Origin of the sequence: Shouchella clausii (assembly GCF_002250115.1) — a bacterium.
GTDB classification, from domain to species: Bacteria; Bacillota; Bacilli; order Bacillales; family Bacillaceae_D; genus Shouchella; species Shouchella clausii.
The window spans coordinates 3,692,929-3,714,146 of record NZ_CP019985.1 but is presented as its reverse complement, the minus strand read 5'-3'; the positions used below and the strand labels follow the sequence as shown (position 1 = coordinate 3,714,146).

Here is a 21,218-nt window from a genome sequence, read left to right as displayed (position 1 = left end):
ATCGAGCAGGTATATGGAAAAATAGCTTGCCACTTTTATTCACACAAATAGCCGACGACGCCTCTTATCGTTGTTGAAGTAGGCGCTATCGGCTGGAATAAGTCCTAATCCTGTTTATTGCTGATCAGCCGCAAAAACAATATTTGCCGACTGTCTTGCTTTTTCAAATACTTGCATAACAGAGTAAGAATGCTTTAGTAATTCTTCACAACGGTTATATTGCTGTTTGTCATAGATATCTTTGAATGCAAGAAGTTCGTAATACATCAGGTTACTACTCGTTTGTTCATTCAAATCGATTACTTGGTCTTGTAAATGCACACTCACATTGCGGCACCCATTTGCGCCATTTTCAACATGAATGTACCCTTTTTCTCCTTGTATCAAAACAAAATTTTTGCTTCTTGTATCTTTAGCGCCCACACACTCAGCGACAAAATCACGGTATTTTAATACGACGACTCCTGAAGTGTCTATTCCATTTGGATGTTTGTTTGCAGTATAGGCAACTGACTCAGGCGCTCCAAATAAATGAAGGACAAAATGAAGATTGTAAATATTGATATCGGCTAATGCACCGCCAGAAAATTGCGGATTAAACACATTTGGGGTTTCACCAGCCTTTAGGAGATCATAGCGGCTAGAATATTGACTATAATTGCATTGAATAAGCTTAAGCTGGCCCAATTTGCCAATCTGTTCTTTAATAAGTTGATAATTTGGCAAATGAATCGTTGTAATCGCTTCGAACACCATTAATTGTTTTTTGCGAGCAAGTTCCATTACTCGTTCTGATTCTCGTACGGTCGACGTAAATGGCTTTTCACAGATAACGTGTTTTCCATTTTGTAATGCCTGGTACGTATGGCTAAAATGGAAACTGTTTGGCGAGGCTACGTAAATAAAGTCAATTGCTGGGTCAGCTAACATGTTTGCTAAATCAGTGTAGATCGTCGTTATTTTGTGTTTCTCAGCTAATGGCCTCGCTGTTTCTTCTTTACGGGAGTACATGGCAACACATTCAGCCCCGTCTATGTCTTTTAAAGCGGTTAAAAATAAATCTACAATCGAGCCAGTGCCAATCGTTCCTATTTTCATCTTGTTCCTCCCTGATAAGTCTTCGTATCGAAAAGCCCGCTTATGCGCGGGCTTTCGGTAAAACTAATCTTGTTTTGGTGGACGTGGCCCAAAAAATTGATAGAAGTCTGTTTTAATGTTGCCGTTATAAAGTTTGCGTTTTTTGTTCGCTTTTTTGCCATATAGCTGTTCAAACTCCTCGTGGGAAGTTAACACATAAACAGACCACGTATCATGTAAAGCCATGACTTGTCCCATTTCTTTGTACAAATGCTCAACTTCTTTTCGCTCCCCTAACCGTTCGCCGTAGGGGGGATTGCCAACTAAAATTCCGTATGGGCGCTTATGGCGAAAATCTTTCATTTGCATTTGTTTAAATTGGATCACATCGCCTAACCCTGCTTCCAGTGCATTCCCCTTTGCTAGTTCAACGGCTCGGTGGTCAATATCTGATCCAATGATATCAAGAGGCTGGTCATAATTAGCCAAATCTTCGACCTCTTCACGTGCTTGTCTCCATCGCTCTTCCCCAATCCAGTGCCACTCCTCAGATACAAAGTCACGGTTAAACCCCGGCGCAATGTTCTGACCGATCATGGCTGCTTCGATCGCAAGCGTCCCCGATCCGCAAAAAGGATCTGCGAAAGGACGGTCTTTCGTCCATGTTGTTAATTGGATCATCGCCGCAGCGAGCGTCTCTTTTAACGGCGCCTGATTATGTAAAACACGGTACCCCCGCTTATGCAAACCTGTTCCGCTTGCATCTAATGTTAATGTAGCTACATCTTTTAATAACGCTACTTCTATACGGTATAGCGGCCCATTTTCATCAAACCAGCTACGTTTATAACGTTTTTTCAAGTTTTCGACGACTGCTTTCTTTACAATCGCTTGGCAATCTGAAACGCTAAATAGCTTTGATTTGACGGAGCGCCCAATAACAGGGAATTCCGCATGAGGCGGCAACAAATCCGCCCACGGGAGCGCCTTTGTTTTCTCAAACAATTCATCAAATGTCATGGCTTTAAATTCGCCAATGCGGACTTTGATCCGATCCGCTGTGCGCAGCCATAAATTTGCCCTTGGAATCGCTTCAACTGCTGCTTCAAACAACACACGGCCGTTTTCAACTGTTACGTTTTCATAGCCAAGCTGGCGTACTTCCCTTGCAGCAATTGCTTCCAGCCCCATTGTGGTTGTGGCAATGAGCGTCACTTTTTTCATCGTTCATGCCCCTTTCTCTTCTCTTCACTGGCGCTAATGCCATAAATAGCCGCCTTGCGTATAAGCAAAAACAGCTCCTGCAGCAGCGATGACGCCAAAAGCAAACATTAAAAATGTCGCGAGCTTTTGCGTACGTAAGGAGCGGTGGTGCAAAAAGACAATCAGCATGTATAACGCAAAAAACAAGACAAGGAATACCCCACCTGCAAGTAAATCACCTTGAATCGTAAAGCCAATTCCAGTTAACAGGAAAAGCACAACGCCTATGAGATACATCGTTTTTGCTTGGTTGTCCATTTTTCTTCCCTCCTGCCAAACAGTGTTCCCCGTTTATTCTAACAGATTCCAATAAAAAAAACCCTTGTAAAGGGTTTTGGCTCGCTTATAACGTTCATCTCCATGCCATCGATAAGCCATGTTCTGTACCTTTGTACTACAAACGGTGATGAGCCTCGTACTCCGGCGACAACCATCTATCTACGAATTGCTTCGTTTTTTCAGTTCCGTTCATTTTCAGACTGAAAAATGCCCCTACCATTGTTTGGGTTTCTCGCTCGAGGGGTTTACCGCGTTCCACTCTGCCCGTTTCCAAGCAGACTACGTCACTGTGGCACTTTCAAGGAGTGCATGCCTTATCCATTTGGACGTAGGCATCTCTCCTGCCGTCAGCTGCAAGGCAGCTGCCCTAGCTTATGGATTAGCTAGGCACGAACACTACCGGCCTCTCAGCCGGTGCGAGCATGGACTTTCCTCTACGCATAAAATGCGCAGCGGTTGTCTGAAGACATGTATCTGTCATAAGCGACTTGTTCAGTTTAACACATTTGCGCCAACTTGGCAATCATTATCGAAATAACCGCTTTGGTTCCCGAATGGCCAAGCGTGCAAGTTCATCCGCTTTTTTGTTTTGTTTGCTTGGCACCCACATAATAAAAAAAAGCTCCAGTTGTGCAATTTTATCCAAAATGGAACAAAGATAGCCAGCATATGCTTTTGTTTTCACATGGCCCTTTTCGATACTGTCACTGACAAGCTTTGAATCCGTACGTACCGCCACTTGTTGCCCTTCCTTTTGAAGGCATATTTCAAGGGCAATATCAACTGCTGCAAATTCAGCTTCATGGTTCGTTTTGTCACCAAGGTGAAAACGAAATTCTTGTGCTTCGCCGTCCTTTAAAAAAACAAGCCCAGCTCCAGAAGGACCTGGATTGCCAGCACTGGCGCCATCCGTATAGACATGGATCATTACTCGTACATTTTGCTGCCAAACACTTTTTTCTCCAAATTGGATAGACGTTGCAAAATGTCATAATTGGTACTGCCAGCCGAAGGCGCCGTAACGGTTTGGCTCCGTTGCGGACGTTCTGTTTGCTTTTTTAAATCTTGTTTTAACAGTTCATTTTCTCGTTCAAGTTGCTCGATTTTTTTTTGAAATGCTTCATAATCTTGAATGACGGTATCGAGAAATTTATCGACTTCGTCTTGGTTGTACCCTCTCATGCTTTGTTTAAAATCTTTATCTAAGATTTCTTTTGCTGTAAGCTTAATCTCCATTTGGCTCATCTCAGATCACCTCATGTCCTATTCCACGTTACTACTTCTATTTTTTCAAAACTCGCGGCTAAAGTCAATTTAAACCGAGTCAATTCACAAACTTTTACAACGCTTTAAAGAAAGTCGTCATATTGGTCTTGGCGAACCGTTTCCTCGACTTCTTCGGGAGAAATGTAAAAAATCGGCTTTCCCTGAGCTTTGGCGCTAGCAATATAGTATAATGGCGAACCTTGCTTTTCTTCATCATAAAGAACAAGCAGACCGTCCGTCCGTTGAACTAGAAAATCATTTTTTTGCCTAAGTTGGCCGACATGCTCATATGGGCGCTTCGAGATACACTCTACAAAATCAGCCATTGCTAGCCTTGCCGCGTAGCGTTCTTGTGCTGCTTGGGCCCAATTCGCCTCTTGCCCTTCAAAAGGAGGCAATATCGCCAGTTTTATGTGTGGATAAGCGGTCTCCTTTAAGGAGAAGACCACATCCGCCGCCCACTGTTCAACGCCAAGTTGGCCGCTTGTAATGATCCACTCCGTCCCTTCTTCGATAAAAGGGCGCAACCGGTTTTCAATCGTTTTTTTTACATAGTGAACCCCCTGATGACTTTCCTGGAATATCCCCAATTCATGGGCTTTATAACCTGTTACAAGCAGTGAATGGATAGCTCGTCCCTCCTTATTCAATACGTAAGGCAGGCTCGCGCCCGCCCAACGTATTAACCTTAGTACTCGTAGCCATTAAATGGCATCATGCCACTAGGCTTCATATCTGATTTTGTTTTTGCGGTTTGTTTTGTGCTTGCCGGCTTTGTATTGGTTGGCATCACATTGCTTGGCATTACATTGCTCGGCTTTACATTTGATGGCATAACGTTTGCTGGCATCGTCGCTTGCGGCTTCTCGCAGAACTGCAAATTTTGCACATTCTCTTTCACGCTTTCGCTATGCGGGAATTTATGAATGTGTTTGTACACATGATTATTGACATGTGTCGTATGGGTTGGATGGATTTCTGGCACAATGTATTCGTTCGTGCTTTCAACAACATTGTGCTTCGTCGGATGGACAACTGCTGGAAGCTCATGCGTTTGCGTTGGCAACGTCATATTCGGCAAATTTGGCGCCTCACACCCACAGTCTGCGGCAGGCTTTACGTTTGGTTTGCATACTGGCCTAGGCGGCGGGCAGCAATGCGGTGGACGTTTATGAAACATAAAGTAAGTTCCTCCTTTTAATATTAGAGTCACTAATACCTTATGTCAGACTATCAGCAGGTGTACTAGTTCGATTACCTATTTTTACGCCCTCTAGCCGTCGGCATTTTGCAATCGAAGTCAAAAAACGTCGCATGCTTGCGCATTTTACAGCGAAAACCGTCGACTATTGCGCTTCCCCGGGAAATGCTTATCGTTTTAATTTCCCGCTTATGCGTGCTGCCCGCTTTAACGCAGCCTCCCTTTCCTTGTTAGTGGTAGAAGACTCTAATGCCCGGTAGGCATAAATTTCCGCTTTGTCCCTTTCTTTTAAATAATGTTCATAAATAAGCGACAGCTCTGTCCAACAATCGTAGCTGGCAAATCCTTCCCGCACACAAGCATGGAACTGCTCTGCCGCTTCTGCGTAGCGCCGTTGTTTTTTCAATAAGTCGCCAAGGTGGCGCCTCGCTAAAAGGGGAAAGTCTTTGCTATCCAATAAGCTTTCATATAAAGAAAACGCAGCTTGTTGCTGGCCGGCTGCTTCATGCCATCTAGCAATTTGGAAGCGTTCCGCGTCACTCGCTTGCCCCTTTGCATCTAAAATCAAGTCGCTTAACTTGGCATACAAAGCAATTAAAGACAGCATATCTGCTTCGTGGTGGGCAAACACAGATTCCATGAATGCTGGGTTCCCTTCCCTGACAAAGTCAAAATAAAGCATTGGCACTAGGTAGGACGGTGTATCCGCTGTACGCTTGATGCCAAGCTTTTCTGCTTCAAGCGTACTCAAGTTGCACGAGGGAAGTTCGTTTTTCCACAGCCTGCGTGAACCGTGGAGCAAGTCAAAATGACCGAACTTCGGCAATGCAGGCACTGCTTCCCGCAAGTACGAATGGCGTGTTTTTAACCTTGGCCAATCAAACGCCTTGCCGTTAAAAGTGACAAGATGGTCAAGCTTTTTGGCATCGGCAAGAAAAAAGTGATACAAAGCCACCTCGGCATCAGGTTTAGACAGCAAATACTGTTTAACCTCCACTTCTTTTTCTGTAAAAGAAGCAAATCCAAGCAAAAACATTTGCGTGCCTGCCCCACTGCTTAATCCAGTCGTTTCCGTATCAAAAAACAACAGTTTTTCAGTAGGAATGCCCTTCTTTGACAAAGGATGAGCGAAAGCACTTGTATCCCAACGATCAATTGCTGCTTTCATTTCAGCAAATGTTTTAGGGCCATGTTTTTCTTGCAAAGACATCCGCGTCGTCCGAATATAACAAACCATACCGTCAAACGAGCAAGCCTCGGTATTCATTTGTTCCCAACTTCCATGTTCGTTGTTGTTAGTCGTCGCCGATTCCTTCTCTTTTTCGGTGGTCGACATATGAGATTCAAACCGTTTTAATTTCGCCTTGATCGACATAGCCGCCTCCTTTCATCTAATACGGTATGTGAAATTATACAGTCATACTCCCCTTTTGCAATTGCTGAACAAGCGTTTTGACGAGAACTTTTATGTTTTTTGCTGAAGAGGCGCTGCCAACACAAGACGGACAGCCGGATTCGCACTGGCATGAATCAAGGAGTGCCGCGACATCGTTTAAAATGACACTTGTCCGCTCATATACTTCCTTGGCAAGCCCGATTCCTCCTGGGTAAGAATCGTATAAAAATATTGTCGGCAAGCCGGAATGGGTCGCCTTCCGTTGCGGCACAACATGAATATCGCCTCGGTCACACATAATGCGCACAGGCGCAACGTGATGAAGCAAATGAGCCAAAGCTACTAATGCTTCGTCAAAGTCGCTCTCGCCGATTGCCTCTACTAACTCGTTTTTAAACGATAACCACATCCCGTTCGTGTGTAACTCTTCCTCTGGCAAATGAATCGGCCCTGAACCGATATTTTCCAACGTGCTAATGCGTAGCTTTTTAAAAATCGTTGCTTTTCCTGTCACACTAACATCGCCAAATGAAAGCTGGACATCGCCCTCTTCCCGGCTCTCGTCTTCTTCAAGAACGCGGAGAGAGACAGCCAAGTTCGCGTCTGTAAAATATTCAACGCTTACTTCACGGACAAACGCTTTTTTTTCATCCCAATCTAACTGTTCCACTTGATATTGAACACCTTCATGTAAATAAATCGCTTCCTCATGCAAGAGCGTCATTGCACTAAAGCGGTCCATTTCGCCAATAACGCGATGATTGGTGACATCCGATTGATCAATGATGACGACATTTTCTTGTGAAGCTGAGCGCAAACTGATCCCATGGGCTGGAAAAGCATCGCTCATCCAATGCCATTTGCCATTGTTAGCATGGAGTACATGCTGCTCTGTCAAGTAATCTAAATAGTCATCAACGACCTCACCGCCAAAGACATCTCCCGTTGAAAACGGCAGTTCGTAGGCAGCACATTTTAAATGATCGATAAAAATAACAAGATTATGAGGGTTTAACCTTGCTGTTTCTGGCGGCCGTTCAAAAAAGTAGTGTGGATTTTTGATCATATATTGGTCGAGTGGCGTAGAGGCGGCCACCATGATCACACACGACTCTTTTTGCCTCCGCCCAGCACGGCCTGCCTGCTGCCAAGAGCTGGCGATGCTACCAGGATAGCCCGTCATGATGCAAACTTCCAGTTGGCCAATGTCAACGCCAAGCTCCAACGCATTGGTGGATACGACGCCTTTAATCTCCCCTGAACGGAGCCCTCTTTCAATCTCACGGCGTTGTTTCGGCAAATAGCCGCCACGGTAGCCTCGGATTGCTGAACGATTAAATGTCCGTTTCGTCAATTCTTGGAGCCTGCTTAAAATCAATTCAACACGCACTCTACTTTTCGCAAACACAATCGTTTGGATTCCTTCTTTCAAAAACATTCCTGCCAGCTCATTCACTTTCGCAACAGCGCTTTGCCGAATTTGCAAAGGCTCATTCACGAACGGCGGATTGTAAAACAAGAAGTGCTTTTTTCCACGCGGCGCCCCATTGTCATCAATTAAGTCAAACGTTGACCCAGTCAACTCTTGAGCCAGCTCTTTCGGATTCGCAATCGTGGCGGAAGTGCATATAAATTGAGGGTTAGCGCCGTAGTATGCGCAAATTCTCTTAAGCCGAGCAATGACATTGGCGACATGGCTGCCAAAAACGCCGCGGTACGTATGAAGTTCATCAATGACGATATAGCGCAAGTGCTCAAAAAACGATACCCACTTTGTATGATGGGGCAAAATCGCCGCATGTAGCATATCCGGGTTTGTTAATACGATATGGCCTGCTTTGCGAATCGACGTACGGATTTGCGGAGCTGTGTCGCCATCGTATGTATGGCATTTAATATCCATCCCTATATCGGCAATCATGCCATGCAAATCGCTCATTTGGTCTTGTGCAAGCGCCTTTGTCGGAAATAGATACAGCGCCCGGCTATGTGGAGAAGCAGCAATCTCATGTAGGACAGGCAAATTGTAGCATAGCGACTTTCCAGACGCTGTTGGGGTAACAGCAACAAAATGTTTGTTTGCTAATGCCTTTTGAAAGGCTTCTGCTTGATGTGTATACAGTTCACCAATCCCCTTTTTTCGCAAGGCTTGGCAAATGTTAAAATCCAATTCAGCTGGAAAAGGCACTGTCTTCGCTTCTAGTGGAGCAATTTCTTTCCAGTAAGACACATGTTCATCTTTCTTTAACTGGTTCAGTAACTGTGGCAAACGCCGTTTAAACATGGAACCACCTCATTTATTGTCTATCCCCATTTTAGCGAATGGTTGTTCTCTTGGCTATACGTAACCATTCATAAAAAAATTCTGAAAGATAGCTGGCAAAGGCCGGGCATTCATGTATAATGGAAACATATTTCGATTAACGAAACATAGGAGGCTATTATGGATTTAACAAAACGTCAAGATGTCCCTGTAGTGGAAACGTGGGACTTATCGGCCCTGTTCCCTAATGATGAAGCATGGCAAGCAGCGCTTGCCGAAGTAAAAGAACAAAGCGCCAAACTTCCTGTTGGCGAAAAACTCGGGGAACGCCCTGAACATTTGCTAAACGGTCTCCAAGCGAGAGAAGCGCTATTAGAAAAAGCGGTTCTAGTGATAACATATGCTTCTCTTTCTTTAGCAGGAAATGGGGCTGATGAGGTCGCACAAGCAAATGCGAGCCGCGTTGAAGAAGCACAGGCACTTATCCAAGCGAAATTAGCAAAGCTAGAAGCTGATATTATCGCCTTGCCGACTGGACTAATCGAGCAATTCCGCAAGTCCCTTCCGGAGCTTGAACGGTTTAGCGTCTATTTGGACAAGCTGTTAGCGAATCAGCCCTATACCCTTTCTGCTGAAACGGAAGAAGCCCTTGCCGCTCTGTCGCCTGTTTTGTCAGCGCCATACAGCACGTATTCACAAAGCAAAGCTGCTGATATGTCGTTTCCTGCTTTTAAAGGGGCAGACGGCCAGGATAAGCCCCTTTCATTCGCCCGTTTTGAAGACCAGTATGAGCTTTCGCCAAATACAGAAGAACGAAGAAATGCTTTTCACGTTTTCGATGACACGCTGAAAGCATATGAACATACGTACGCGAAATTGTTTGCAACCGAAGTGTCGAAGAATGTCACAGTCGCTCGCCTCAGAGGATTTAAGTCGGCCGAAGCCATGCTTCTTCACGATCAGAACGTCAACGAAACGATGTACCATAACCAGTTGGACACGATTTATGAGGAACTTGCTCCTCATATGCGCCGCTTTGCAACGCTAAAAAAAGAGGTCCTTGGCCTTTCTGAGCTTCGTTTTGAAGATTTAAAAGCGCCACTTGACCCAGAGTTTGAACCAGAAACAACCTATGACGACGCCTTTGCCACTATCATTGACGCACTTCGCGTATTTGGTGACGACTATGTAGACATGTTGCAAACGGCAAAAACAGACCGTTGGGTTGACCGCGCTGACAATATCGGCAAAGCAACAGGCGCTTTCTGTTCAAGCCCTTATGGGGCACACCCCTACATCTTGCTGACTTGGAAAAATACGATGCGCGGCGGTTTTATTCTTGCACATGAACTAGGGCATGCTGGCCATTTTTATCTTGCCAATGCCCATCAACCTCTCAGCGCCACTCGCCCATCGATGTATTGCATTGAAGCGCCGTCCACAATCAACGAATTGTTTTTAGGGAACCACTTGCTTAAACAGACAGACGATCCTCGGATGAAACGCTGGGTGCTGTTGCAATTTATTGGGACGTATTATCATAACTTTGTCACGCACCTGCTTGAAGGAGTTTTCCAACACCGTGTCTATCGCTATGCTGAGGAAGGCGTGCCACTGACTGCTGCATTGCTTCGCCAGACCAAGCAAGAAGTCATCTCCGGTTTCTGGGGCGATGCCGTTCACATTGACGAGCGTGCCGGCCGGACATGGATGAGGCAGCCTCATTACTACAAAGGCCTTTATCCGTATACGTATTCTGCTGGTTTAACGGCAGCCACCAAAGCGTACTCCCTTTATGAACAAAACGGCCAGGTAGTCATTGACCGCTGGCTAGACATGCTCAAAGCTGGTGGTACCAAAAAACCACTGGATTTATTTAAAACCGCCGGAGTCGACATGGAAAACAAAGAAACGATTCGCGATGCAGTTGCCTATGTCGGACGCCTCATCGAAAAACTTGAGCAAAGTTACTAACACATTACTCACGCTGTTAGCTGAGTCAAACGTAAGGTTTTGGCTACAGTTTAAAAACCCGCCTGCTATGGAGGCGGGTTTTTTCATGCATAAGCACAGCTAATTATTGCACACTAACAGTAAAAGAAGGAGGCTCTGGTTGTGGCAACAGATTATATAGGCATTTCATATGACGATATCAAAAGCAACATCCAGGCCGCCTTTCAAGAACAAGGCGATTTTGTTAGCAAAGAGATTACCATTCCTGGTTATGGGCGGAAATGTTGCTTATTCTTTCTCGGATCACAAATAAGTTGGAAAGTCATTGCCGAAGTCGGCTTAAATATTGAGAAACTGAGTGGTTCCGAACGTTTCGACGCCGCTTTCTGTTCTTTGCTTGCGCCGACATTAAGCAAAACGACTCTATTTCAAGATGAAATGGTGATGGCCATTTTTGAAGGCAATACAGTTGTGATAGCCGAACACTTATCAATTGCCTTTATTCTCCGTACACATGCGCCTAAAAAAAGAAGTTTTGCTGAGTCGACAACTGAAAAAGTCGTCCGTGGGCCAAAGCTCGCTTACATAGAAGACTTAGACGATAACATCGGCCTAACAAGGCAAATGGTGAACAGCAAAAATTTAAAAGTAGAAGAGCACCAAATTAAAGAAAATGAGAGCATTAAAACATTGTCGCTCCTTTATATCAAAGGGGTCGCCGATGAAGGGATTATCGCTGATATTACCGATCGCCTCCATAAAATTAAAACAACCGAAATTCAAGATTCAGGCATGATTGAAGAGTTGATCGAAGATGCGCCTTTTTCCCCTTTTCCCCAAATGCAAAGCACAGAGCGTCCTGACCGTGTTACCGCAGCCTTAAATGATGGCCGCCTTGTTCTTTTTGTCGCTAATTCGCCGTTTGCCTTGATTTTGCCGACTACGTTCGATATGTTGTTGCAGTCTCCAGATGACTATTATGAACGTTGGATTGCTAGCAGTTTTCTCCGCCTCCTTCGTTATATGTCCTTGTTTATAACCGTGTTCCTATCATCGCTGTACATTTCATTTGTTTCGTTTCACCATGGGCTTTTGCCAACAGACGTAGCCATGACGATCATCGCCACCAGGGAAGACATTCCTTTCCCGCCTATTTTGGAAGTGTTGATTATGGAAGTGACAATTGAATTGCTGCGTGAAGCGGGCATCCGCTTGCCCACGCCACTCGGGCAAACGATTGGCCTAGTCGGTGGCGTTATCATCGGCCAAGCGGCAGTAGAGGCCAATATCGTCAGTTCGCTCATGGTCATTATCGTCTCAATTACTACAATTACATCGTTTACCGTACCGAGCTACAGCTTTGGCCTATCGTTTCGGCTCCTTCGTTTTGGGGCGATTATCATTTCAGCGATTTTAGGGCTCGTTGGCGTGATGTTCTTCTTTTTGTTCGTGTTAATCCATTTGTCAAAACTGACAAGCTTTAACCAGCCTTACTTGTCAGGCAAGTTCTTTTTTTACAACCAAAAATGGAAGCAAATTTTCCTGTTGTTATCAAAAAAGAGGGCGCTTAAAAAGCCAAAAGGGAGCGGAGCTTAGCCATGATTCCCAAACAGACGCTATCTACTGTACAGTTAACCGTCTTAACTGCGATCACATTACTCGGCGTGCAATTTTTGATTCTGCCCCGCGTGCTGACGGTAACGGCAAATTCAACAGACGGCTGGCTAACGATTGTGGCTGGAGCGCTCTATACGTTCATTCTCACTTGCTTAGCGCTCTACTTCATAGGCCGCCATCATGCAAATGACCTTTATACTTACGGGTATATGACTTTTGGCAAAATCGGCGGCACGTTGCTTCTTTTTTTAATCAACGTTTACTTTTGGGTAGCTTCAAGCTATCAAATTGCCGCTATGGCAGAGATGGTCCGATTTTATTTGCTGCCATCAACACCGACATCACTAATAAAAGTGCTCACTTTTTTATTAATTGCCTATTTGCTAAGCGGAAACTTGCAAACGATTTTACGCGTCTCATCGATTATCTTTCCACTCACTCTTTTAGTGGCAGGGACGATTTTGGTGTTTAGCTTTAAAGAAATGGACATCGGTCATATGAACCCGCCTTTTACGAACGGCGTTGCCAATGTGATCTTTAATCCTAATGGTGTCTTTTTTCCGTTTGAAGGAATTGAAGTAATCTATTTCTTGCTTCCGTTTGTCAACAAAAAAGCCAAACCAAAACTGGCTGTTTTTAGCACACTTGTGCTTATCTCCATCGTTTACATTATTACGTATTTAATCGTTGTCTTAAATTTAGGGGAACGGGAAGTTAAAACACTTGTATGGCCAACGATTTCGTTTATCCAATCGTTTGAAACTGAGGGAATTTTCATCGAAAGAATGGAAGGATTTTTGCTAAGCACATGGATCATGCAATTTTTTTCCACGAGCGTCATTTATAGCTTTTTGTCAGGGTATTCCCTTAGTAAATATACAAAGCTAAAAAAGTCTTTTCCTGGGATGGCTGTTGCCGTCGCTATTAGCATGATCATTTCCTTATGTTTCCAACATACGCTCGATACAAGGATCCTCAGTCTGATAAGTTTCTATGGGTTCGAAGTGGTGTTGTTGCTTCCATTTGTCTATTTTCTCATTTACTCGATTAAGAGGAAGGTGGTCCGATGAAACGCCTGTTTTTAGCAAGCGTCTCAATTATCTTGTTATTGTCAGGCTGTTGGGATAGCCGGAATATGGAGGATGTGACGTTAAGCCTTGGCATTGGCGTTGATGTAACAGAAGAAGGGCTTATTTCGGTCTTAAACCAAGTGGTCGTGCCTCCAGCTCAACAAGGCGGCTCTTCAAGCTATAACAACGTCATTGGTGAAGGCCCGACCTATCACGCTGCAATCCGTGATGTCACAACGTTGGAATTCCCTGTTTATACCCAACATCAGTCGATCGCCGTTTTTAATGAAGGTGTTTTACGGGGCAAACGGACGTTAGAAAGTCTGATTAACCAAATGATTCGCGACGATCATGTACGCCGCAGTTCACTCGTGCTCCTTACAAATGAGCCTACAAAAGAGGTGCTTGTTGCTCCCGACGAATCGACGATTCCAGCCCGTTTTATTACTGAGCTATTTGGAAACCGCACCCACTCGTCTGCGATTTTAAAAGAGTCTACGTTAAGCTCCATTTCATCCGACTTGCAAGAGGATTTGACGTTTCCTATGCAAATGGTCGTCAGTGATAACGGCAGTGCCTCATTAAGCGGTTCGGGCATCTTTAAAAAGGGCCATCTGTTAAAACCGTTGTTGAACGAGCAAGACAACGTCCGCCTTAACTGGCTTTCAGGGGAACTAGAAGGCGGCATCATCGTTTCCGAATGCAATGGCGACCCCCTTACATTTGAAATTCTTGAAGTCGCTACCCCTGACATCGAACCAACGTATCAAAACGGCCACTTTCACTTCCATATTCACCAGCATTTTTCAGGGCGAATTTCTGAAAACTGGGACACACGGGATGAAAGTTTTTCCGATGATTACTTGCACACATGTATAGCCGCTGTAAAAAAGACGGTCGAAGACGGGGCGTCAAACATGATGGAGCGGTTGCAAAAGGAATACAAAGCGGACGCAGCACGGCTCTATTTGGAAGCGCAACTTGCTTACCCGAAATTATGGCAACAAATTCGGGCCGATTGGGATGATGTTTATTTTGCCAATGCTTCTTTTGACTATGAGCTAACAATTGAAGTGATTGACTTAGGGGCAAAAGCTAGCCGTCGCAATAATCCGCAAATAAAGTGAAGACAAGCAAACGTCGTTACGTTTGCTTGTCTTCACTTGCCTGCAACAATGCTTTATAGCCGGAACGCGTTAACTGGTTGTCTTCATCAATAAAGTCTGATTTCGCTAATGCTTCGGCACTTTCTTTAGAAAGACGCGGAATCAAGCGCTGAATTTCTTCGTTCAATGCTGTAAAAGACCCTGTTTCCAATACATCTTGGTCGATGGAAGCAGCAATTTCTTTCATCGGCGATTCACGGACAAAAAAACGTTTTGTGCCGCGCATCAACGTCATGAGCCGGCTCGACGCTGTCAGCCATTCTTGGCGGATTCGCGACGTTTCCGTATCGGCTTGCTGAAGACGTTCGCGCATTGTTGATTTCTCAGCTTCTTCTAGCTCGGACTTATTTAACAGCTCTTCAAATAGCTGCGTCCGGTCAAGGTCTAATTTTTGCAGTTGGAATTCTTTTTCTTCCAATGCTTTTAAATCGTGTTCTTTTGTTTTCTCAAGCTCCGTTTGTTCCTGTCGGGCAAGCTCAGCTGTTGAAGCCTGCTTTCTTTTCATTTCTTCCAGTTCACGCTCAATATTTTTCGTTTTGACAATGAACACATACATAAGAGCAACTAGGCTTGCCAACACAACAATCCTGTACCAAATATCGCTCCAGATGGCAACAACGATAATGGCTACAAGAGCAATCCCTGCAAAAATATAAGAGCTTGTAGAGTATTTTCCTTTATGATTTGTAGTCAATTTCAATCGACCTCACTTTTCTCGCCCATCTTTTTTGCATTCTAGCGGGTTCGCCCATGTTTGTCTAGACAAAGATTATCAAAAAAAGCGGCAGAGTAACCTGCCGTTTATTCTGGACACATTCGCTTGTACCATGTTTTTGCTGCATGGATTTCTTCAACAGTCAGCTCGTGTCCTCCTTCTGTCCAATGAACATCGGTGGTCGCGCCAGCTGTTTGCAAATCCGCTCGCAATTGTTCTGTCAAAGGTGCAGGTATTAGCGGGTCACGCTTGCCTGCCCCTAGAAATACAGCGGTATTCTCCAAGGAAGGCAACGCCTCTTTTTCTTGAGGTACCATCGCGTGGAACAACATGGCCCCTTTAAACGGGTTGCTGTATTCATACATTAAATTAGCGGCAATATTTGCGCCATTAGAATAGCCGATGACAATAACATCGTCACGGTTAAAATTGTACTTTGCTGCTGCTTGATCAAGAAAGGTATACAATTCACCTGTCCGCTTTTGTAAATCGTCCTTGTCAAACACGCCTTCAGCCAATCGCTTAAAAAAACGAGGCATCCCATTTTCACTTACATTGCCACGCACGCCTAAAACAGCCGCTCGCTCGTCAATCATTTCCGCAATTGGCATTAAGTCTCGCTCGTTTCCTCCCGTGCCGTGAAGCAATACCAATGTGGGAGCAGCACTGGTTTTCGCTTGTTGGAAAATATGTTTGTGGTCAGCCATTTGTTTCCTACTCCTCTCGTTTTACAAATAACGGCCGTAATTTCGCCTCTATTTCTCCGCGCTTCGCCTCTAAATAGGGTGGAAGTGCAAGGCGTTGGCCAAGGGACTCATATGGTTCGTCCGCTTCAAATCCTGGACCGTCTGTCGCTAGCTCGAACAAAATGCCATTCCGGTCACGTGTATAGATGGATTGGAAGTAGTAGCGTTCGACAATGCCTGAATGAGCTACCCGGTTCGCCGAAAGCCAGTTTTCCCATTTTCCAAGTTCCTCTTCTGATCGCACGCGGAAAGCAACATGGTGGACACTCCCCCGACCAGGGCGTTCCTTATGTGATTCTGTGTCTTCTTTTAAATAGATTTCTGCCCCTGCTCCGCCTCGACCTGTGACATAGAGTGAAGTGCTGTTGCTTACTTCACGATCTAATCGGAAGCCAAAAATATTTGTAAGTACGTTCGCCGTGATGGTTCGATCAGAAACGGTTATTTCCATAGGGCCCAGTCCATAAATGCCATACTGTTCCGGTACAGGGCTGTGCACCCATGGTTTTCCATCGTTGTCGGTCCGCTCATCGGCCACAAGCAACAAACGCTGGCCTTCAAAGTCTTCAAATAAAAGGCTGCTTCTCTCCCCTTCCGTTTGAATTCCTTCATGGCTAACACCTAGTCTACTAAACCGCTCACTCCAATAGGACAGCGCTTCATAGGAAGGAACCCTTAACCCTGTTCGCGAGATGCTATTTGTGCCACGATACGTTCTCCCTGCCAGCGGGATTTCAAAAAACGTCAACTCTGTGCCAGGATTGCCCCTTTCATCTGCATAAAACAAATGGTACATAGAAGGATCGTCTTGATTAACTGTTTTTTTCACAAGCCGCATCCCTAGCACGTTTGTGTAAAAATCTACATTATTTTTAGCATCAGCCGTGATCGCTGACACATGATGATGACCTATTAATGGGAGCATGTCCATTGCTCGTCTCCTTTTTCAGCGCTTCCGCCCTAACATTTTTTTCGGTACAGAAAGATGAACACATTCAATTACCCGAATCACTCACCTTGTTATTCCCCTTTTTCTCCTTTTCAGTTTACCATTATACGGGCGTGTTGCAACTAAAACGAGCCACGCTATTCATAGAACAACATGGCTCGCACGAGATTTTCTAAGGTCGCTTTACTGATTTCAAATGAGCAATCTCATCTTCCAATAGCGCCACGTATTGTTCATATATTTCAATAAACGCTTCGCGGCGGTATTGTCTTTCTTCTTCCTTCATCTCCTCGATTTTATGCTTTAGTTCTTCTTTCGAAGGCCGGCGCTGTTCCATTATGTTCCCTCCCAACCAATTCTCCTTCTTACGATTCCATTCCCGTTGCAAAAAAAGTAAAACGTCCGCTTGTATTACAACAGATGCAAGTTCAAGGGCAAAAAAAAACAGGGCATCTGCCCTATGCATGGTAATCGTTAATCATCTCTAGAATGGTCATCTCTTCTTCCCGTTCTTGTTCTACTTGTTTGGTTTGCTCTCCCATGATTCACACTCCTTGAATGGTTGTAAGCTGTTTCTCTCTATAGCAATAGTATATGTCATTGTATCATAACAGTCAACATATTTTTTTATTGTTTTATAACAAATAACAAATAAAAAAACAACCCCTTAGAGAAGGGATTGTTTTTTTAGCGCATAGTTTCGAATGGCGTAAGCAACGCCATGCTCATCATTTGTTTTCGTAACAAGATCGGCTTGTTTTTGAATCTCCCCTGGCGCATTTCCCATTGCAACGGCCAAGCCTGCTTTTTGAAACATCGATACATCATTAAAATTGTCGCCAACTGCCATCACATCTTTTGGAGAAAAGCCTAGCGATTGTGCTAATCGCAAGACTGCAATGCCTTTTTGGGCATTCACATCGGTAATTTCAAGATTGTCTGCTGCAGAAGCGCTGACGGCAAGGCTTTTGTCTAACTCTAGCCTGTCTCTAGCACTCATAAGCCGTTCTGCATTGAGTGAAAAAGCAAGGAGTTTAAGCACAACGGCTCCGTCTTCGAGCAGTTTCTCGTAACAATCGATCAATTTGATTGAGCCGTTGTCAAAACGATCCTTGGCGAATGTCATGATTTCTTGCTCAGACAATTTCGCGCCTGTCGATTTTAAGACATCGACTACTACGGCAAGGCCCGCTTCAAAATCGTCGGAATAAACGCCTTCATTCGTATACACTTCAAAATACACATTTTCATCTTTTAAGACTGCCATCGCATGGCGGACTTGGTCTGCATTTAGAACGGCTTCATGGAGAAGTCGTTTTTGTTCATCATGGATTTGCGCGCCATTCGCACTAATGATCGGCAATGATAACCCTGTTTTTTTCAAAGGGACTGTTGCCTCGTAAAGATCTCTCCCTGTTGCAATCGCGACAATCGCGCCTTGCTTTTGTGCTGCCTTGATCGCTTCTTCGTTCTCTTTCGATACAGAGCGTTTTTCATCAAGTAGCGTCCCATCCATATCAGTGACAATTAGCTTCACGCGCTCACTCCTTTCCCATTTATTTTAAGGGAAACCAATTGCTATTTGCAAATAAGTGCTTTTGCCTAAAGGAATAGTTTTGTGTTTACGCGACATACTACAGGCAACACAGAGCGAAAGAAAGGATGGTCAAAATGGGAAAAAAACCGTTTGTCGCTCTCTTATTTGCAATACTTGCTTTATCCGCTTGCGTCGATGGAACTTCTCCTGGCAAAGCATCTGATGAAATCAAAGGGCTCTCCAGTCAATTGGATGTCAATCATGCACAAAAAGAACATTCAAAAGCAGCTGAAACCTATGCCCGTGCCTTTGAACAGTATGTTGATGAAGCTGCCCCTGTCCTGGTACAATTGCAAGAGGCGGTCATGACAGGAAATAACAGCGAAGCAGCCGCGCTCACAGAACTTCTAGCCGACAAAGCAAAAGAACACGAGCAAACAAACACGTTTCCGCCGCCATTTGCCGGAGGGTTTGAGGATATCCACCATTCCTATACGGTAAGCTTAGGCGAGCTTGAACAGGCACTAAATACCCGTTCCTATGAGGCCGAGCAACAACATTACAGCAATGCTTCCTTATCATTTCGATTAATGAGGCGTGAATATGAGTCACTTATTACGGAATATGGCATTAAAGCTAGCCCCTCATAGCATTTTGTCGAAGCTTGACTCTTTTTCCTTTTATTTGACTAGTTTTGTTAAAGCATTTTTCTTCTTGCCTGATTTTCGCTATAATACGAAATGGAAAATGAAAATGTAAAGGCGGAGTGGCAGAAATGATTTATATTGATATTGAAGTGAAACGGAACGAAATGCATTTAATGGCCGGCAAATATGGCATGACTTCTAAAAAAACCGTTCAATGTTCACAGGAACTAGACGTTTTATTAAATTGCTTGGAATCCCACCGTTATAGAAAGACCGATAAATAGTTTGCAAACCGGAATAAAATCTGGTAAGGTTAAGCCATAAAATTGAACAGATGTGAGAGTAGAGGCGCGTAAACGATCAGTACGGCTGCTGAGGAATTGGGATCTGTTTGAACCAGCCGGAAAGGGGTTTATGCCGAAATGGGCGGCTTTCCCAAAGGCCGTGCCATTGGGGCTGTTTCTGAACAAGGGCAGCACTGTCATACGGACGTATGGGGGGCTATCTCAAACTTGGAAAACGACCCGTTTGCCTAGTGCAACAATGAGCCTCTGTCATTGTTGTTTTTTTGTGTCTCTACTCGCCACCTATTTAGGAGGATTCCCATGGATTTTGGCTACCTGATGACGGCAATGGTCACACCTTTTACAAACGAAAATGCCTTAGATGTGAACGGCATACGTACGCTTATAAACCATTTAGCAAAAAATGGGACGGATACAGTCGTCATCCATGGCACTACAGGCGAAGCCCCAACACTAACACTTGAAGAAAAACAAACGCTCCTCTCAGTCGCGGTGGAAGAAGCAGCCAATGCAAACATAAAGGTAATTGCCGGCATTGGCGCAAACAGTACTGAACAGGCGGTACAAATGGCACAGGCAGCTGAGCAAACAGGAGCGGATGGGCTGATGGTCGTTGTTCCTTATTACAACAAGCCATCCCAAGAAGGGATTTACCAACATATTGCCCAAGTGGCTCAATCCACGCCGCTACCGGTCATGCTTTATAACGTGCCAGGCCGTACAGGTGCTGACATGAGTGCGGAAACGGCATTGAGGCTGGCTGCGATCAACCAAGTATTTGCCATTAAAGAAGCGAGTGGAAATATCGATAAAGTCACGGAGATTCTGCGTCTAGCACCGGAAGGCTTTTCGGTATACAGCGGCGATGATTCGTTAACGCTGCCAATGATGGCAGTTGGCGCTAGAGGCGTTGTCTCCGTCGCCTCCCATATTGTTGGCCGTGAAATGAAGCAAATGATCGATGCTTTTGCAAGTGGCGAGCTGCAGCTAGCTGCCTCGATCCATCATAAGCTTTTCCCTGTCATGAAAGCGATGTTTATGGCACCGAGCCCTGCTCCTGTCAAAACAGCGCTTGCTCGTTATCAGTTACCAGGCGGCGGAGTGCGTTTGCCGCTAATTGGCCTTAATGAAGCGGAAAGCATTGAGCTCGAAGCAGTACTTGAACCGTTTTTGCCAATAACGAGCCGTTCGGTTGCCTCTTCATGAAAAAAAGTTCCCTCATTCGTACATGAGGGAACTTTTTTATGTCGTTAGCCATTTTTAAAAACTGTATTCCTTCCTAAGTTCTTTAAGCAGCTGCAAACTTTTAACAGCCCAGTCACTGTCGTCGTTTTGCAAACGTTCGCAAGCAGCTTCCCAGGCAGCTTTTAATGATAGCTCATAGTCTGGCAGCTCCCCTTCATACGGTTTCACAGTCGAAAACGGCACCCATGCCTTTTCCAAATAGGCAAGCGCTTTCCGCTCGTGGAAAAAGGGAACGTCTATTTGTTTAGGATGATGCAAATCACCTTGGTTCGGATGGGTAAGGACAGCAAGCACTTGAAACAGCGCCCTATTTTCTTCCTTCCTTACCTCTAGCACGTTGCCTATATAAATACCCGATTTATACTTTGCTTGTGACAGTTCCATCGTATCTCCCTCCTCTCAAACAAGTTGAAACATCAACACCAAAAAAGCAATGGCGCTACAAAGTGCACAAGGGGCAGTCCAATACAGCAACGGCTTTTTATTTCGCATAACTCCAAGGAGCGCTAGCCCGCCAAAAAGG

22 protein-coding genes, 1 other RNA gene and 1 riboswitch are annotated in these 21,218 nt (G+C 44.7%); of the genes, 7 read left to right on the top strand and 16 right to left on the bottom strand.

Annotation, left to right across the window (positions count from 1 at the left end; genetic code table 11):
• Positions 1–114: 114 nt before the first annotated feature.
• From BC8716_RS18095 to BC8716_RS18050, 10 genes are all read right to left on the bottom strand, one after another.
• Entirely contained in the window at positions 115–1,098 is a 984-nt protein-coding gene (locus tag BC8716_RS18095) for a Gfo/Idh/MocA family protein (protein WP_094427960.1), read from the bottom strand.
• A gap of 63 nt (positions 1,099–1,161) precedes the next feature.
• Positions 1,162–2,301, bottom strand: coding sequence for a THUMP domain-containing class I SAM-dependent RNA methyltransferase (locus BC8716_RS18090; RefSeq protein ID WP_062746781.1), 1,140 nt, complete (start codon positions 2,299–2,301; stop codon positions 1,162–1,164).
• A gap of 33 nt (positions 2,302–2,334) precedes the next feature.
• Positions 2,335–2,598 (bottom strand): hypothetical protein, encoded by a 264-nt coding sequence (locus BC8716_RS18085; protein ID WP_062746780.1) that lies wholly within the window; start codon positions 2,596–2,598, stop codon positions 2,335–2,337.
• Positions 2,599–2,705: 107 nt separating this feature from the next.
• An RNA gene (gene rnpB, locus BC8716_RS18080) (RNase P RNA component class B) lies at positions 2,706–3,087 on the bottom strand.
• 58 nt (positions 3,088–3,145) lie between these two features.
• The gene (locus BC8716_RS18075) at positions 3,146–3,547 is read right to left on the bottom strand and encodes an RNase H family protein (RefSeq protein ID WP_094427958.1); all 402 of its coding nucleotides are present in this window, start codon (positions 3,545–3,547) and stop codon (positions 3,146–3,148) included.
• On the bottom strand, positions 3,547–3,864 hold the full coding sequence (gene gpsB, locus BC8716_RS18070) for a cell division regulator GpsB (RefSeq protein WP_062746777.1): 318 nt from the start codon (positions 3,862–3,864) through the stop codon (positions 3,547–3,549). Before gpsB ends, BC8716_RS18075 begins: the two co-directional genes overlap by 1 nt.
• Before the next feature lie 104 nt (positions 3,865–3,968).
• A complete protein-coding gene (locus tag BC8716_RS18065) occupies positions 3,969–4,535 on the bottom strand; it encodes an SLOG family protein (protein WP_062746775.1) in 567 nt (188 codons plus the stop codon).
• A gap of 38 nt (positions 4,536–4,573) precedes the next feature.
• Positions 4,574–5,065, bottom strand: coding sequence for a spore coat protein (locus BC8716_RS18060; RefSeq protein WP_254120506.1), 492 nt, complete (start codon positions 5,063–5,065; stop codon positions 4,574–4,576).
• Between the two features lie 190 nt (positions 5,066–5,255).
• Complete coding sequence (locus BC8716_RS18055; protein WP_094427956.1) at positions 5,256–6,461, bottom strand: ribonuclease H-like domain-containing protein; 1,206 nt, start codon at positions 6,459–6,461, stop codon at positions 5,256–5,258.
• Positions 6,462–6,495: 34 nt separating this feature from the next.
• Positions 6,496–8,766: a DEAD/DEAH box helicase gene (locus tag BC8716_RS18050; RefSeq protein WP_094427954.1), complete on the bottom strand. Its 2,271-nt coding sequence runs from the start codon at positions 8,764–8,766 to the stop codon at positions 6,496–6,498.
• 159 nt (positions 8,767–8,925) lie between these two features.
• Between BC8716_RS18050 and pepF the strand changes: the two genes are divergently transcribed.
• The 4 genes from pepF (at position 8,926) to BC8716_RS18030 (ending at position 14,512) form a co-directional block, all read left to right on the top strand.
• A complete protein-coding gene (gene pepF, locus BC8716_RS18045) occupies positions 8,926–10,719 on the top strand; it encodes an oligoendopeptidase F (RefSeq protein WP_062746771.1) in 1,794 nt (597 codons plus the stop codon).
• Positions 10,720–10,860: 141 nt separating this feature from the next.
• Entirely contained in the window at positions 10,861–12,294 is a 1,434-nt protein-coding gene (locus BC8716_RS18040) for a spore germination protein (protein ID WP_094427952.1), read from the top strand.
• 2 nt (positions 12,295–12,296) lie between these two features.
• The gene (locus tag BC8716_RS18035) at positions 12,297–13,385 is read left to right on the top strand and encodes a GerAB/ArcD/ProY family transporter (protein ID WP_062746768.1); all 1,089 of its coding nucleotides are present in this window, start codon (positions 12,297–12,299) and stop codon (positions 13,383–13,385) included.
• Positions 13,382–14,512: a Ger(x)C family spore germination protein gene (locus BC8716_RS18030; protein ID WP_062746766.1), complete on the top strand. Its 1,131-nt coding sequence runs from the start codon at positions 13,382–13,384 to the stop codon at positions 14,510–14,512. The genes BC8716_RS18035 and BC8716_RS18030 overlap by 4 nt, the downstream gene beginning before the upstream one ends.
• A 16-nt stretch (positions 14,513–14,528) precedes the next feature.
• Here BC8716_RS18030 and BC8716_RS18025 read toward each other — a convergent pair whose 3' ends face one another.
• From BC8716_RS18025 to BC8716_RS18005, 5 genes are all read right to left on the bottom strand, one after another.
• Positions 14,529–15,245: a hypothetical protein gene (locus BC8716_RS18025; protein ID WP_142300590.1), complete on the bottom strand. Its 717-nt coding sequence runs from the start codon at positions 15,243–15,245 to the stop codon at positions 14,529–14,531.
• Between the two features lie 107 nt (positions 15,246–15,352).
• Positions 15,353–15,973, bottom strand: coding sequence for an alpha/beta hydrolase (locus tag BC8716_RS18020; protein WP_062746763.1), 621 nt, complete (start codon positions 15,971–15,973; stop codon positions 15,353–15,355).
• Between the two features lie 7 nt (positions 15,974–15,980).
• Positions 15,981–16,943, bottom strand: a complete 963-nt coding sequence (locus tag BC8716_RS18015) for a ring-cleaving dioxygenase (protein WP_094427950.1) — start codon at positions 16,941–16,943, stop codon at positions 15,981–15,983.
• A gap of 190 nt (positions 16,944–17,133) precedes the next feature.
• Complete coding sequence (locus tag BC8716_RS22380; protein WP_157730490.1) at positions 17,134–17,298, bottom strand: hypothetical protein; 165 nt, start codon at positions 17,296–17,298, stop codon at positions 17,134–17,136.
• Positions 17,299–17,628: 330 nt separating this feature from the next.
• Positions 17,629–18,498: a Cof-type HAD-IIB family hydrolase gene (locus tag BC8716_RS18005; RefSeq protein WP_094427946.1), complete on the bottom strand. Its 870-nt coding sequence runs from the start codon at positions 18,496–18,498 to the stop codon at positions 17,629–17,631.
• A gap of 134 nt (positions 18,499–18,632) precedes the next feature.
• On the opposite strand from BC8716_RS18005, the gene BC8716_RS18000 reads away from it, so the two are divergent.
• From BC8716_RS18000 to dapA, 3 genes are all read left to right on the top strand, one after another.
• On the top strand, positions 18,633–19,148 hold the full coding sequence (locus tag BC8716_RS18000; RefSeq protein WP_094427944.1) for a hypothetical protein: 516 nt from the start codon (positions 18,633–18,635) through the stop codon (positions 19,146–19,148).
• Positions 19,149–19,273: 125 nt separating this feature from the next.
• Positions 19,274–19,429, top strand: coding sequence for an aspartyl-phosphate phosphatase Spo0E family protein (locus BC8716_RS17995; RefSeq protein ID WP_073304090.1), 156 nt, complete (start codon positions 19,274–19,276; stop codon positions 19,427–19,429).
• Between the two features lie 51 nt (positions 19,430–19,480).
• Positions 19,481–19,657: riboswitch (Lysine riboswitch) on the top strand.
• Positions 19,658–19,750: 93 nt separating this feature from the next.
• Positions 19,751–20,656, top strand: a complete 906-nt coding sequence (gene dapA / locus BC8716_RS17990) for a 4-hydroxy-tetrahydrodipicolinate synthase (protein ID WP_094427942.1) — start codon at positions 19,751–19,753, stop codon at positions 20,654–20,656.
• Between the two features lie 54 nt (positions 20,657–20,710).
• On the opposite strand, the gene kapB is transcribed toward dapA, so the two are convergent.
• Positions 20,711–21,079: a kinase-associated lipoprotein KapB gene (kapB, locus tag BC8716_RS17985; RefSeq protein WP_094427940.1), complete on the bottom strand. Its 369-nt coding sequence runs from the start codon at positions 21,077–21,079 to the stop codon at positions 20,711–20,713.
• Positions 21,080–21,218 lie beyond the last annotated feature (139 nt).

Coding starts and splice junctions, on each gene's coding strand:
- BC8716_RS17995 (WP_073304090.1), top strand. CDS start 19,274: ATGATTTATATTGATATTGAAGTGAAACGGAACGAAATGCATTTAATG.
- BC8716_RS18015 (WP_094427950.1), bottom strand. CDS start 16,943: ATGGACATGCTCCCATTAATAGGTCATCATCATGTGTCAGCGATCACG.
- BC8716_RS18055 (WP_094427956.1), bottom strand. CDS start 6,461: ATGTCGATCAAGGCGAAATTAAAACGGTTTGAATCTCATATGTCGACC.
- dapA (WP_094427942.1), top strand. CDS start 19,751: ATGGATTTTGGCTACCTGATGACGGCAATGGTCACACCTTTTACAAAC.
- gpsB (WP_062746777.1), bottom strand. CDS start 3,864: ATGAGCCAAATGGAGATTAAGCTTACAGCAAAAGAAATCTTAGATAAA.
- BC8716_RS18000 (WP_094427944.1), top strand. CDS start 18,633: ATGGGAAAAAAACCGTTTGTCGCTCTCTTATTTGCAATACTTGCTTTA.
- BC8716_RS18020 (WP_062746763.1), bottom strand. CDS start 15,973: ATGGCTGACCACAAACATATTTTCCAACAAGCGAAAACCAGTGCTGCT.
- BC8716_RS18030 (WP_062746766.1), top strand. CDS start 13,382: ATGAAACGCCTGTTTTTAGCAAGCGTCTCAATTATCTTGTTATTGTCA.
- BC8716_RS18085 (WP_062746780.1), bottom strand. CDS start 2,598: ATGGACAACCAAGCAAAAACGATGTATCTCATAGGCGTTGTGCTTTTC.
- BC8716_RS18035 (WP_062746768.1), top strand. CDS start 12,297: ATGATTCCCAAACAGACGCTATCTACTGTACAGTTAACCGTCTTAACT.
- BC8716_RS18060 (WP_254120506.1), bottom strand. CDS start 5,065: ATGTTTCATAAACGTCCACCGCATTGCTGCCCGCCGCCTAGGCCAGTA.
- BC8716_RS18090 (WP_062746781.1), bottom strand. CDS start 2,301: ATGAAAAAAGTGACGCTCATTGCCACAACCACAATGGGGCTGGAAGCA.
- kapB (WP_094427940.1), bottom strand. CDS start 21,079: ATGGAACTGTCACAAGCAAAGTATAAATCGGGTATTTATATAGGCAAC.
- BC8716_RS22380 (WP_157730490.1), bottom strand. CDS start 17,298: ATGGAACAGCGCCGGCCTTCGAAAGAAGAACTAAAGCATAAAATCGAG.
- BC8716_RS18050 (WP_094427954.1), bottom strand. CDS start 8,766: ATGTTTAAACGGCGTTTGCCACAGTTACTGAACCAGTTAAAGAAAGAT.
- BC8716_RS18075 (WP_094427958.1), bottom strand. CDS start 3,547: ATGATCCATGTCTATACGGATGGCGCCAGTGCTGGCAATCCAGGTCCT.
- BC8716_RS18095 (WP_094427960.1), bottom strand. CDS start 1,098: ATGAAAATAGGAACGATTGGCACTGGCTCGATTGTAGATTTATTTTTA.
- pepF (WP_062746771.1), top strand. CDS start 8,926: ATGGATTTAACAAAACGTCAAGATGTCCCTGTAGTGGAAACGTGGGAC.